At 68.3% G+C, this 12263-nt stretch carries 13 protein-coding genes and 1 tRNA gene; 3 read left to right on the top strand and 11 right to left on the bottom strand.

Annotated features, from left to right (window positions below):
* Positions 1 to 19: 19 nt before the first annotated feature.
* From ACZ6WN_RS03145 to ACZ6WN_RS03135, 3 genes are all read right to left on the bottom strand, one after another.
* Entirely contained in the window at positions 20 to 349 is a 330-nt protein-coding gene (locus ACZ6WN_RS03145; RefSeq protein ID WP_196875753.1) for a nucleoside triphosphate pyrophosphohydrolase family protein, read from the bottom strand.
* Positions 350 to 481: 132 nt separating this feature from the next.
* Entirely contained in the window at positions 482 to 1030 is a 549-nt protein-coding gene (locus ACZ6WN_RS03140) for a helix-turn-helix transcriptional regulator (RefSeq protein ID WP_465862634.1), read from the bottom strand.
* A gap of 435 nt (positions 1031 to 1465) precedes the next feature.
* A tRNA-Tyr gene (locus ACZ6WN_RS03135) sits at positions 1466 to 1547 on the bottom strand.
* Between the two features lie 150 nt (positions 1548 to 1697).
* On the opposite strand from ACZ6WN_RS03135, the gene ACZ6WN_RS03130 reads away from it, so the two are divergent.
* The 3 genes from ACZ6WN_RS03130 to ACZ6WN_RS03120 are packed head-to-tail and all read left to right on the top strand — an operon-like array spanning position 1698 to position 3186.
* Positions 1698 to 2189: a YajQ family cyclic di-GMP-binding protein gene (locus ACZ6WN_RS03130; protein WP_141791486.1), complete on the top strand. Its 492-nt coding sequence runs from the start codon at positions 1698 to 1700 to the stop codon at positions 2187 to 2189.
* Positions 2190 to 2193: 4 nt separating this feature from the next.
* On the top strand, positions 2194 to 2688 hold the full coding sequence (locus ACZ6WN_RS03125; protein ID WP_465862633.1) for an SRPBCC domain-containing protein: 495 nt from the start codon (positions 2194 to 2196) through the stop codon (positions 2686 to 2688).
* Between the two features lie 39 nt (positions 2689 to 2727).
* On the top strand, positions 2728 to 3186 hold the full coding sequence (locus ACZ6WN_RS03120; RefSeq protein WP_045549074.1) for an RrF2 family transcriptional regulator: 459 nt from the start codon (positions 2728 to 2730) through the stop codon (positions 3184 to 3186).
* A 106-nt stretch (positions 3187 to 3292) separates the two neighbouring features.
* Here the strand turns inward: ACZ6WN_RS03120 and ACZ6WN_RS03115 are convergent, their stop codons facing one another.
* The 8 genes from ACZ6WN_RS03115 to ACZ6WN_RS03080 all read right to left on the bottom strand — a co-directional run bounded on the left by ACZ6WN_RS03115 (position 3293) and on the right by ACZ6WN_RS03080 (position 12262).
* Complete coding sequence (locus ACZ6WN_RS03115) at positions 3293 to 4270, bottom strand: sulfate/molybdate ABC transporter ATP-binding protein (protein ID WP_465862631.1); 978 nt, start codon at positions 4268 to 4270, stop codon at positions 3293 to 3295.
* 14 nt (positions 4271 to 4284) lie between these two features.
* Positions 4285 to 5127 carry a sulfate ABC transporter permease gene (locus ACZ6WN_RS03110; RefSeq protein WP_465862629.1) on the bottom strand — a complete coding sequence of 281 codons (843 nt, stop codon included), beginning with the start codon at positions 5125 to 5127 and terminating at the stop codon, positions 4285 to 4287.
* Complete coding sequence (cysT, locus tag ACZ6WN_RS03105) at positions 5120 to 5959, bottom strand: sulfate ABC transporter permease subunit CysT (protein ID WP_465862628.1); 840 nt, start codon at positions 5957 to 5959, stop codon at positions 5120 to 5122. The genes ACZ6WN_RS03110 and cysT overlap by 8 nt, the downstream gene beginning before the upstream one ends.
* A gap of 7 nt (positions 5960 to 5966) precedes the next feature.
* Positions 5967 to 7043, bottom strand: a complete 1077-nt coding sequence (locus ACZ6WN_RS03100) for a sulfate ABC transporter substrate-binding protein (RefSeq protein ID WP_465862627.1) — start codon at positions 7041 to 7043, stop codon at positions 5967 to 5969.
* A 159-nt stretch (positions 7044 to 7202) separates the two neighbouring features.
* Positions 7203 to 8120, bottom strand: coding sequence for an EamA family transporter RarD (gene rarD, locus ACZ6WN_RS03095; protein WP_465862625.1), 918 nt, complete (start codon positions 8118 to 8120; stop codon positions 7203 to 7205).
* Between the two features lie 161 nt (positions 8121 to 8281).
* A complete protein-coding gene (locus ACZ6WN_RS03090; protein ID WP_465862624.1) occupies positions 8282 to 9295 on the bottom strand; it encodes a polyprenyl synthetase family protein in 1014 nt (337 codons plus the stop codon).
* Entirely contained in the window at positions 9292 to 10836 is a 1545-nt protein-coding gene (nuoN, locus tag ACZ6WN_RS03085; RefSeq protein ID WP_465863510.1) for an NADH-quinone oxidoreductase subunit NuoN, read from the bottom strand. Before nuoN ends, ACZ6WN_RS03090 begins: the two co-directional genes overlap by 4 nt.
* Positions 10837 to 10840: 4 nt before the next feature.
* Entirely contained in the window at positions 10841 to 12262 is a 1422-nt protein-coding gene (locus ACZ6WN_RS03080; RefSeq protein WP_465862622.1) for a complex I subunit 4 family protein, read from the bottom strand.
* Between the last annotated feature and the right edge of the window lies 1 nt (position 12263).

Below are 12263 nucleotides of genomic sequence, written 5' to 3'. Positions count from 1 at the left end.
GGCTGTTCCCAACGGTGGGTCAGCGGTTGTCGCCGCTGCCACCGATGGCGTCACGCTGCTGACGATCGGCGAGCTTCTTGATGTTGAGCTCGGCGACGTCCGCGAGCGGAAGCCCGAAGTGGTCGGCGAGGACCGCCAGGTACCACAGTGTGTCGCCGAGCTCCTTGGCGAGATCATCGAGGTCCCACTGCGCGAAGTCGCTGTCGTGATCCCGGATGATCTTCTTCGCCTTCTCGGCGATCTCACCCGTCTCGCCGACCAGCCCCAGCAGCAGGTGGAACACCTCGTTGGGGGTGCCCTTCGACGCCGCGGTGCGCAGCGCTGCCTGCTGGTAGGCGTTCATATCCATCACCAGAACCTATCGCGCCCCTCACGAGTCGCCCCCGTTGCGAGACGGCGGCAACTGATTCCCGAGGACTCCGGGACGCATGGCGTGGCTTTCGGCCCACACCGCACGGGCAGTGCCGTCCAGATCTGCGGCTCAACGAGGGCCCGGGGTGGGGCTATCCGGGGAGTTGAGACCGTGTGCGATGGCCCAACTGACCGCCTGGCTGCGAGTGGTGACCTCGATCTTCTTGTAGGCCCGCCGGATGTGGCTCTTGAGCGTGTTCCCGCTCATGGCAAGTTTCTCCGCGATGCCCTGGTTGGACAGCCCCTGGGCGATCAGTCCGAGGACCTCGATCTCTCTGGCGGTCAGCTCTCCCGCTGCGCCCTGCAGCTCGCGTCGGGGCTCGCTGATCGGCTTGCCGGCGGCAGTGAGCTCGATGCTGTGCACGAGCTCGGCAGCATGTGCGCTCATCGAGATCCAGGCTCTGGCGCCGATCTTGAAGGCCTGGGCCCGTAGGTCGGGGCGCAGGTCTCGGCTGAAGACCAGCACCTTCGCATCCGCCTCGTACAGCTCGGCCAGCTCGGCCCCGTCTCGAAGGAACAGGCCGAAGGTGTCATACACGATCACATCCACCTCACCCTCGAGGCTGCTGGCGAATGGAGCTGCGGACACGGCCACGCGATCGGGATAGTCCTGGAGCATCGCGGCGAGTCCACGCCTGATGACATCCTGCGGGCTCACCACCGCTACGCGCACCACCCCGGCCTCTCCCACAAGCCCGACACTCTCAGAACCGAGTGAGAAAAGATAGCGAACGGCGACCTGCAGAGTCCGCGCCCGGACTGTCCCCCGACTGCGTCGTGGTGCACTGACACGCGGATCGCGTACGTGACCCACGCCTCCCACCCGTCCCGTTGGTTCTGGCGCCACATCAGCCGCTCGCAGGAAGGCCGTTCGCCGCCGCCACCACCTGAGGCGCTTGTGCCGCGGGGTCTGGCCAACCGTGCTCGAACTCAAGGCCCGCGCCGTCCTCCGCCGCCCGACCACAGCGAGCGAGCCACGGCTGGACACAGCCGGAGAAGCGAAACACCCCGGTGGCCAACGTTTCCGCTGGTCACCGGGGTGTTCTCCCAGGCGTGGCAGATGAAGGATTCGAACCTTCGAAGGCAAAGCCGACGGATTTACAGTCCGCTCCCATTGGCCGCTCGGGCAATCTGCCTGGGTTGCACACGAACCCCCGTGAAGGGGATCGCGACAGCAATAGACAATAGCGCAGGGCCTGGCGGCGTACGAAAACGGGACGAGGTCCTAGGGTGATACAGGTACGTTCCCGGGGCACCGTCCTGGTCAGAGGCTAGAGGAGAGAGTCATGGCTGACTCGTCGTTCGACATCGTGAGCAAGATCGACCGCCAGGAGGTCGACAACGCGCTGAGCCAAGCCGCACGTGAGGTGGCGACGCGGTTCGACTTCAAGGGGACCAACGCGACCATCGAGTGGAGCGGGGAGCATGCCATCGAGATCTCCGCGTCCGCCGACGACCGGGCCAGCGCGGTGCTCTCGGTCTTCCAGGACAAGCTGATCAAGCGCCAGCAGTCGTTGAAGATCCTCGACGCGAGCGAGCCACGCCAGTCCGGGCAGCAGTCGAAGATCTCGATCACCCTCAAGGAGGGCATCTCCTCCGAGGACGCCAAGAAGATCTCCAAGCTGATCCGCGACGAGGGCCCCAAGGGCGTCAAGGCGCAGATCCAGGGCGACGAGCTCCGCGTCTCCTCCAAGAAGCGCGACGACCTGCAGACCGTGATCTCGCTGGTCAAGGGGCAGGACTACGACTTCGCGGTGCAGTTCATCAACTACCGCTGACCTCGTGGCCTACGAGCACCCGAAGGCCACCGTCGAGATCGATGCTCCGATCGAGGTGGTGTGGCGGGTGATGGTCGAGACCGAGAAGTACGCCGCGTGGAACCCGTTCGTCGTCCGTGCCGAGACCGCGCAGCCGGCGGCGGCGGGAAACCCGATCGTCCTGCATGTGACCTGGGCGAACGGTGGCCGCGCGCGCTCGCCGGAGCGGATCTCGGCACTCGAGCCACCGGTGGTCGGTGAGGACGGGGTCGGGGCTGCGTACCTGGCCTATGTCTACGAGGGCTGGCCGGCACGGCTCGGCCTGGTGCGGGGCGTACGTCACCAGCGTCTGACGCAGCCGCCCGGCGGGCCGACGCGCTACGAGACGGTCGAGGAGTTCTCCGGTCCGCTGGTGGGGCTGGCCGGGCCGGACCGGGTCGCCGAGGGCTTCCGGCGTCACGCCGAGGCACTCAGGGTGAGGGCCGAGACGCTGGTGAATGAAAGTGGACTTGACCACTAGATTGAGCGAAATTCTGCATTCATCTGCAAGAATGTGGTCGTGCGAGTATCTGCCAAGTCCGACTACGCCCTCCGCGCCCTCATCGAGATGGCCGCGCGCGAGGACGGAAAAGCTGTCAGCGCCGAGGAGCTCGGCCGCGCCCAGGAGATTCCTCACGGGTTCCTGCAGGCGATCCTCGCCGACCTCCGCAAGGCCGGCGTCGTCATCTCACAGCGCGGCCAGTCGGGCGGTTGGCGCCTGGCCCGCAAGGCGTCGGACGTGTCCGTCGCCGACGTGATCCGCGCCGTCGACGGCCCGCTGGTCTCGGTCTACGGGCTGCGTCCCGAGGGCGTCACCTACAACGAGCGCGCCGACGTCCTCCAGCACGTGTGGATCGCCGCCCGCGACTCGCTGCGCGAGGTCTTCGAGAAGGTATCCATCGCCGACCTCGCCTCCCGTGAGCTGCCCGACGAGGTCACCACCCGCACCGCGCGCGACGAGGCCTGGCTGCCTCACTGAGGCCGCTGGCGGTTGGCCTAGGTATGCAGCCGAACCGTCACTTCCCTCGCGGAGTTCCGCACGGGAAGTGACGGTTTCTCTGCATACCTAGACGAACAGCCGCCCCCTACGCCGCCGGCGAAGGAGCCGGCATCGTGTACGCCCCCGGCGACGGCGTGACGAAGACGTTGACGCCCTCCTCGAGCTGGAGCGCCCGGGCATGCGTACGCGTCAGCTCGGCGGTCACGACCTCACCGTCGTCGGTGAGGACCGTGAGGCGCACCTCGAACCCGATCCGCAGGACGCGCGAGACGGTGCCCTCGAGCGAGTGCTCGGAGATCGGTGACGGGGTGACCTCGATGTCATGGGGCCGGATCAAGGATCCGCCGAGCGTGGTCACATCGCCGAGGAACGACATCACGAAGTCGTTGGCGGGCTGGTCGTAGAGCTGCTCGGGGCTGCCGATCTGCTCGATGCCGCCCTGGTTGACGACCACGATCTCGTCGGCGACCTCGAGGGCCTCCTCCTGGTCGTGGGTCACGAAGACGGTGGTCACGTGCACCTCGTCGTGGAGCCGTCGCAGCCAGTCGCGCAGCTCCTTGCGTACCTTGGCGTCCAGGGCCCCGAAGGGCTCGTCGAGCAGCAGCACGGAGGGCTCGATCGCCAGCGCCCGCGCCAGGGCCATCCGCTGCCGCTGGCCGCCGGAGAGCTGCGAGGGCAGCCGGTTGGCGAACTGGGAGAGGTGCACGAGCTCGAGCAGCTCCTCGACCTTCTTCGCGACCTCCGCCTTGGGGCGCTTGCGGATCTCCAGCCCGAAGGCGACGTTCTTGGCGACCGAGAGGTGCTTGAAGGCGGCGTAGTGCTGGAAGACGAAGCCGACGTTGCGCTTCTGGACCGGCAGCGAGGTCGCCTCGACGCCCTCGATGCTGATCGTGCCGGTGTCGGGCGTCTCCAGCCCGGCGATGACCCGAAGCAGCGTGGTCTTGCCGCCGCCGGAGGGACCCAGCAGGGCGGTCAGCTGCCCGGTCGGGATGGTCAGGTTGATGTCCTCCAGCGCCACGAAATCGCCGTAACGCTTGGTGACACCACTTACTTCGATGCTCATGGGATGTGGTCCTTTCACCGCACGCGCGCACCGCGGGCGCGCAGCACGAAGACGATGAGGATGCAGATGACCGAGACGCTGGCGAGGAGAAAGGCGATGGCGTACGCGCCCTGCTGGTCGAAGTTGAGGTACTTCTCCTCGACGGCGAGGGTCGCGGTGCGAGTCTGGCCGAGCACGTTGCCGGAGACGATCTTGACCGCGCCGAACTCGCCCAGACACCGAGCCAGGGTGAGCACGACGCCGTAGATGACGGCCCACTTGATGCCCGGCAGCGTGACCCGCCAGAACGACTGCCAGCTGCTCGCGCCGAGCGACGCGGCGGCCTGCTCCTGCTCGGTGCCGATCTCCTCGAGCACCGGGATGACCTCGCGGATCACCAGCGGCAGCGACACGAACGCGGTCGCCATGATGATGCCGGGCGTCGCGAAGATGACCTGGAACCCGGCCGACTCGAGCGCCGGCCCGAACCACCCGTCGCGGCCACCGTAGACCAGCACGAGCGCCAGGCCGACGACGATCGGTGAGACCGACAACGGCAGGTCGATCAGCGCGCTCAGGATGCGCTTGCCGGGGAATTCCGTACGCACCAGCAGCAGCGAGATCGAGACGCCGAAGACCAGGTTGATCAGTGTCGCGATCACCGCGGCCACACAGGTCAGCTGGATCGCGTGCATCATCTGCGGGTCGCTGAAGATCTCGGCGAACGCCTCGGTCGTGAACCCGACATCGGGCACGTAGAAGGCGTTCCACGCGACCAGCACCACCGGCCAGGCCACCAGGAGGCCGAGGTAGGCGATGACGATGACGCGGAGCACGTACGTCAGCGGGGTGCGTGGAGCACGACGCGTCTCAGCCACGGCGGACCATCCTCCTCTGGATCACGTCGAGGACGACGATGACGAGCAGCGAGACGCCCAGCAGCATCGCCGCGATCGCCGCCGCACCCTCCGGGTTGTCGTTCTCGATCGCGGACAGGATCCGCACCGAGGCGACCTCGGACTTGAACGGCAGGTTGCCCGAGAGCAGGACGAGCGAGCCGTACTCCCCCATCCCGCGTGCGAAGGAGAGCGCCGCGCCCGCCGCGATGGCGGGGGCCAGGGCCGGCAGGATGATCCGCCGGAAGGTGGTGAACCGGGAGGCGCCCAGGGAGGCCGCGGCCTCCTCCACGTCGGTGTCCAGCTCCTCGAGGACGGGCTGCACCGTGCGTACGACGAAGGGAAGCGTCACGAAGGCGAGGGCGAGGTAGACCGAGGTCGACGTGTTCGCCCAGTGCAGGCCGAGGGGTGACTCGGCGCCGTAGAGGGAGAGCAGCACGAGGCCGGCGACGATCGTCGGCAGCGCGAACGGGATGTCGATGATCACCTCGAGCAGGCCCTTGCCCCAGAACTTGTCACGGACCAGCACCCAGGCGATGACCGTGCCGATGACGACGTTGATCAGGGTGACCACGATGGCCGCACGGATCGTCAGCAAGATCGCCGAGGCGGTCTGCTCGTTGGTGAGCTGGTGCGCGAAGGCGGACCAGCCGCCGCTGGAGGCGGTGATGATCACCGCCACCAGTGGGATGAGGACGAGCAGGCTGAACCAGAGCATCGTGACACCGAGCCCGATGCCGCTGGTCCTTGTCAGAGTGGTGGCCGGCCGGCTGCGACGCGCAGCCGGCCGGGCCGTAGGGATGGTTGTCGTCATGACCGGACTACTGCGAGGCCTTGCCGGACTTGGCGATGGAGTCGGTCACGATGCCGAGGGCCTCGCCGTCCTCACCGGTGCCGAAGAGCTTCTCCTTGACGCCCGACCAGTCGCGGCCGCCGAAGTCGTTCTCCAGGGTGAGCAGCTGCTTCGGCGCCGGGAACGGGTCGGCCGGGTCCTTGGCGCCCTTGATGTCCTCCGGCTTGAGACCGATCGCGTCCCAGTCGACGACGCCGGGCTCGGCGATGTTGACGGGGCGGAAGCCGGTCAGCGCGAACTGCTTCTGGCCGCCCTGCGGGTCGAGGACGAAGTCGAGCCAGTCCTGGGACGGCTTGGAGGAGTCCTTGAGGATGGCGCCGGGGTTCTCGATCAGGACCGTGGAGTCCGGGATGATGTAGTCGAAGCCCTCGCCCTGCTGGGCCGCGAGGATCGCCTCGTTCTCGTAGGCGAGCAGCACGTCACCGGTGCCGCCGAGGAAGGCGGTGGTGGCGTCGCGGCCGGAGTTGGTCAGCGTGACGACGTTCTTGAAGAGCTTGTCGAGGTACGCCTTGCCCTCCTCCTCGGTGCCGCCGTTCTTCACGACGGAGCCCCAGGCGGCCAGCGCGTTCCAGCGAGCGGCGCCGGACGAGGCCGGGTTGGCGGTGACCACGCCGACGCCCGGCTTGATCAGGTCGTCCCAGCCCTGGATGTTCTTCGGGTTGCCCTCACGGACACCGAGCACGACGATCGAGTTGGACACGATGCCCTTGTTGTCGCCGTCGTCCCAGGACGCGTCGACCAGGCCGGCCTTCTCCAGGCGCTGTACGTCGGTGCCGACGGACAGGTGGACGTAGTCGGCCTTCAGGCCGGCCTCGACCGCGCGGCTCTGGTCGCCCGAGGCGCCGTAGGAGGTCTCGAAGGTGACACCCTCGCCCTCGGGCGTCTTGTTGAACTCCTTGGCGATCGCCTTGTTGGCCGTCTCGGGGACGGCGAAGCCGACGATGGAGATCGACTCCGCGTCGCTGTCGCCGCCGGAGCCACCGCACGCGGTCAAGGTCAGGATGCTCGCAGCGGCCAACGCCACTGCAACCTTGATCTTCTTCATCTGGTTCCTCACTTCTTGCCCTGCCGAGTCAAGGTCGATCGGGTTACGAATGTCGAGGACAATACTTGAGTTAGTCGAGTGCATGTGAAAACACACGAACGGTCCGCTCCTTGGACGGCACCCATTCGCCGAGACGTCACGCAGGTCGGCGCGGCGGGGTCAGACGGTCGTCGAGCTCGGCGGGGTCACGAGCGTCCGCAGCACCGTACGGCGGTGATGAACGGCCTCGGCGCTGAAGATGATCAGGGCGATCCAGACGATCGCGAAGCCGGCCCAGCGGCCGGGAGGCATCGCCTCGTGGGCGATGAAGACGCCGACGGCGAACTGCAGGATGGGCGCGAGGTACTGCAGCAGCCCGATCGTGACCATCGGCACCCGGATCGCAGCGGCCCCGAAGCAGGCCAGCGGCACCACCGTGATGACGCCGAGGCTGATCAGCAGGAGTACGTGGAGGACACCGTGTCCGACGAGCGTGCCGTGTCCGGTGGCCTGGAGAGCGATGACCAGAGCAAGCGCGAACGGCGCCGTCACGGCCGTCTCGACGGCGAGCGACTCGAACGGCCCGACCCCCGCGCTCTTCTTGAGCAGCCCGTAGGTGCCGAACGAGAAGGCCAGGATCAGCGCGACCCACGGCAGCCGGCCGTAGTCGATGGTGAGCACGACGACCGACACGAATGCGATCCCGAGCGCCACCCACTGCAGCTTCCGCATCCGCTCGCGCAGGATGATCACGCCCATCAGCATGGTGACCAGCGGGTTGGTGAAGTAGCCCAGGCTCGTCTCCACGATCCGCCCGTTGTTGACCCCCCAGATGTACGTCACCCAGTTGATCGAGATCACCGCGGCAGCCGCAGTCAGCAGGCCGAGCTTGCGCCGGTCGCGCAGGATCGCGGCCACCTGCTCGCGGCGCCCCACGATCAGCACCAGCGCTCCGGCCACGACCAGCGACCACAGGATCCGGTGTCCCAGGATCTCCCAGGCCCCGGCGGGCTCCAGGAGCGGGAAGTAGAGCGGGAACGCGCCCCACATGACGTACGCCGCGGCGCCGAACATCACTCCACGCCGCTGCTCACTCACAGCCTTACGTTACCGCTCCAGGTAATGAATTTTTTACCCGAGGTCGAAGGTCGAGACCTGCCGAGGCGTCACCGGCGTCGGCCGAGCTGGCACCCGCGTGCCAACTCGGCCGACGGGGCTGACGTCTCGGCCGACCGGGCTGACGCCTCGGCGGGATCGGGTCAGACGGAACGAACGGCGACGATGTCGGCGAAGGCCTCGAGGGCCTCGCGGACGGGGCCCTCGGGGAGCGGCGCGAGGGCGGCCTTGGCCTCCTCGGCGCGGGCCTGGACGTAGGCCCGAGCCTCGGCCAGCGCCGGGTGGGCGCGAAGCAGGCCGACGCACTCGGCCAGAGCCGCGTCGTCGGTGAGGTCGCTGTCGAGCAGCTCCAGGAGCCGGGCGTCGCCCGGCTCGTTCGAGCGGCGGGCGAACAGCACCGGGAGCGTCGGAACACCTTCGCGGAGGTCGGTGCCCGGCGTCTTGCCGGACTCGTCCGAGGCGATGTCGAGGATGTCGTCGGAGAGCTGGAAGGCGACGCCGACGATGTCGCCGTAGGCGACCAGCGCGTCCTGGATCTCCTTGTCGGCACCGGCGAAGAGCGCACCGTAGAGCGCCGAGGTGGCGATCAGGACACCGGTCTTCCCGGCCAGCACCTCGAGGTGGTGGTCGACCGGGTCGACCCCCTCGGCCGGCGCGACGCCCTCGAGGATCTGGCCCTCGACGAGCTTGGCGAAGGTGGCCGCCTGGATGCGTACGGCATCGGGACCGAGCTCGGCGGTCAGCGACGAGGAGCGGGCGAAGAGGAAGTCGCCGGTCAGGATGGCGACGTGGTTGTCGAAGCGGGCGTTGGCGGTGTCCTCGCCGCGGCGCACGAGCGCCTCGTCCATGACGTCGTCGTGGTAGAGCGAGGCCTGGTGGGTCAGCTCGACGACGCAGGCGGCGGTGATGACCTCGTCGGCGAGCGTGTCCGGGCCGTACTCCGCGGCCAGCAGCACCAGCAGCGGCCGGAACCGCTTGCCGCCGGCCTCCAGCAGATGGGAGGCCGCTTCCGTGACGAACGGGGACCTGCTGCGGGCGTAGCCCGCCAGCTTCTCCTCCACGATCGCCAGCCGAGCGCGCAGCCGCTGCTCGAGCTCGGGATCGGTGATCGGGAGGGCGAGTTCAGGGGCTCGGTCGGTGGGTGCGCTGGTGCTCACCCGATGAATCCTCCCGCATCCACCAACAGGCTGAGCACAGGGCCCGGAATTACACCCAACAAGACGGTGGCGACAGCGCTCAGTGCGATCACGACGATGGTGGCGTACGACGGCGTCACGACCGCCGCCGCGTCCTCGCGCGGGTCGGTGAAGAACATCAGCATCATCACGCGTACGTAGAAGAAGACCGCGATGATGCTCGAGCCGATCGCGACCACGACGACGGGCCACTGACCGGCACCCAGCGCGGCCGCGAAGACGCCCCACTTGCCGATGAACCCGGCGGTCAGCGGCAGCCCCGCCATCGAGAGCAGGAAGACGGCGAAGGTCGCCGCCACCCACGGGTTGGTACGCCCCAGGCCCGCCCAGCGGTCCAGTGACCCGACCTCGCCGTTGGGCCCACGCACCAGGGAGACGATCGCGAACGCGCCGAGGGTCGCGAACCCGTAGGCGGTCAGGTAGAAGAGCACCGCCTGGGTCGACCCGAAGGCGTCGGTCTGCACACCGAGGAGGCCGGTCAGCAGGAAGCCGGTGTGGGCGACGGCGGAGTAGCCGAGCATCCGCTTCACATCGGTCTGGACCACCGCGAAGGAGGCACCCAGCAGCATCGTCAGCACCGCGATGACGCCGATCGCCGGGCGCCAGATGTCACCCTCGGCGCCGAAGGCGACGTAGAAGAGCCGGAGCATCGCGGCGAACGCGGCGATCTTGGTGGCCGCGCTCATCCACGCGGTGACCGGCGTCGGGGCGCCCTGGTAGACGTCGGGGGTCCAGGAGTGGAACGGCACCGCACCGGTCTTGAAGAGCAGCCCGACGGCCATCAGGCCGATGCCGAGCAGCAGCAGCGGGCTGGAGCCTTCCTCGGCCGCCACGTCGCCGATGTCGGCCAGCGACATCGACCCGGCGAAGCCGTAGACCAGCGCGAGACCGTAGAGGAAGATGCCGGAGGAGAACGCGCCGAGCAGGAAGTACTTCAGCGCGGCTTCCTGGGAGAGCAGGCGGCGACGGCGCGCCAGCCCGGTCAGCAGGTAGAGCGGCAGGGACAGCACCTCGAGCGCCACGAAGAGCATCAGCAGGTCGCCGGAGATGCAGAAGAGCATCATCCCGCCGACCGCGAACATCATCAGCGGGTAGACCTCGGTGTGCTCCAGCCCCCGCTGGGAGGCGGCGCGCTCGGCCGGGGTGCCCGGCAGGGCAGCGGCCTGACCGGCGAAGGCGCTCACGCCGTTGTCGAGGCGGCGCTCGGCGAAGAGCGCGACACCGCCGAGCGAGACCAGCAGCACGAGCCCCTGGGAGAAGACGCCCGGGCCGTCGACGACGAGGGCGCCCTCACCGGTCGAGGCACCCAGGCTCGACCCGGCGCCGACGGCGACGGTCCCGGCGAGCGCGGCGACCAGACCCGCCAACGCCAGCGACACCTGGGTGTTGAACCGCACGGCGCGCGGCGCGAAGGCCTCCACCACGACACCGGCGCACGCCACGGCCAGCACCAGCAGGACGGGCCAGAGGGTGGCGTACGAAATTCCGGGGGACTCGAACATCGCGTCACTCACCTGCCTGGATGACATCAACAAGAGGAGTTACGACCGGCTGGGCCGCCGAGATCAGCGGTCCGGGGACGAAGCCGAAGAAGAGGAGGGCGACGAGCAGAGGTGCGACGACGCCGACCTCCCGCCGGTCGAGGTCGGGGACCGGTCTGGAGAGCTGAGCGGGTCCGGTGAAGATGCGCTGGTAGGCCCAGAGCACGTAGATGGCCGCGAGCACGATCGCGGTGACCGCGATCACCCCGACCAGCCAGTGGTAGTCGAAGGCGCTGATCAGGACCAGGATCTCGGAGACGAACTGGCTCAGGCCGGGCAGGCCGGCGGTCGCCAGACCGGCGATCAGGAACGACCCGGCGAGCACCGGGGTCGCCTTCTCCAGCCCCCGCATCGACGAGATCGAGGCGGTGCCCTTGCGGGCGATCAGGAACCCGGCGATCAGGAACATCGCCGCGGTCGCGACACCGTGGTTGACCATGTAGAGGATCGACCCCACCAGGCCCTCGCGGGTCGCCGCGAAGATGCCGAGGGTGATCAGACCGAAGTGCGACAGCGAGGTCAGACCGATCAGGCGCAGCAGGTCGTCCTGCCCGATCGCCAGCACCGCACCGTAGACGATCGAGATCAGCGCCAGCGCCACCACGACGGGCGTCGCCCAGGCGGAAGCCTCCGGCACCAGACCCAGGCAGAGCCGGATCATGCCGAAGGTGCCGATCTTGTCGAGCACGCACACCAGGAGCACCGAGGTGGGCGTGGTGGCCTGCTCGGTGGTGTCGGCCAGCCAGGTGTGCACCGGGAACAGCGGCGCCTTGACCGCGAACGCGATGAACATCGCCACGAAGATCCAGCGCTGCGCCGTGGTGCCGATGTCGAGCTGGGCGAGGTCGCTGATCAGGTAGGACGGCGTGCCGGCCTCCGAGGAGACCACGAAGAAGCCGATCAGCGCACCGAGCAGCACCAGTCCGCCGCCGAGCTGGAACATCAGGAACTTGAGCGCGGCTCGGGCCCGGTGGGGGCCACCGTGCTGGCCGATCATGAAGTACGCCGGGATCAGCGTCGCCTCGAAGGCGATGTAGAAGACGAACAGGTCGGCGGCGAGGAAGGTGAGCAGCGCGAAGGCCTCCAGGGCCAGCGCCCAGGCGTACCACCGCTTGTCGTGGTCCTTGACCGCCGCGACCATCACCAGCGGCACCAGGACGATGGTCAGCAGCACCATCAGCTTGCCGAAGCCGTCCATCTCGAGCGCCCAGTGGACGCCGAGCGGCTCCATCCAGACGAGATCGGTGTCGGGCGCGGTGAACATCGTGACGATGCCGGCGATCAGGGTGGCGATCGCGAAGCCGAAGGCCCACAGCTTCGGCCGCGCCGGCATCACCGCGGTGATCAGCGCGCCCGCGAACGGGACGAGGACGAGGATTGTCAGCAAG

It is taken from the genome of Nocardioides sp. NPDC054178 (assembly GCF_055585005.1).
This window is presented reverse-complemented; position numbering and strand designations above follow the sequence as displayed.

Coding starts and splice junctions, on each gene's coding strand:
- nuoN (WP_465863510.1), bottom strand. CDS start 10,836: ATGTTCGAGTCCCCCGGAATTTCGTACGCCACCCTCTGGCCCGTCCTG.
- ACZ6WN_RS03140 (WP_465862634.1), bottom strand. CDS start 1,030: ATGCTCCAGGACTATCCCGATCGCGTGGCCGTGTCCGCAGCTCCATTC.
- ACZ6WN_RS03145 (WP_196875753.1), bottom strand. CDS start 349: ATGGATATGAACGCCTACCAGCAGGCAGCGCTGCGCACCGCGGCGTCG.
- ACZ6WN_RS03115 (WP_465862631.1), bottom strand. CDS start 4,270: ATGAGCATCGAAGTAAGTGGTGTCACCAAGCGTTACGGCGATTTCGTG.
- ACZ6WN_RS03100 (WP_465862627.1), bottom strand. CDS start 7,043: ATGAAGAAGATCAAGGTTGCAGTGGCGTTGGCCGCTGCGAGCATCCTG.
- ACZ6WN_RS03130 (WP_141791486.1), top strand. CDS start 1,698: ATGGCTGACTCGTCGTTCGACATCGTGAGCAAGATCGACCGCCAGGAG.
- cysT (WP_465862628.1), bottom strand. CDS start 5,959: ATGACGACAACCATCCCTACGGCCCGGCCGGCTGCGCGTCGCAGCCGG.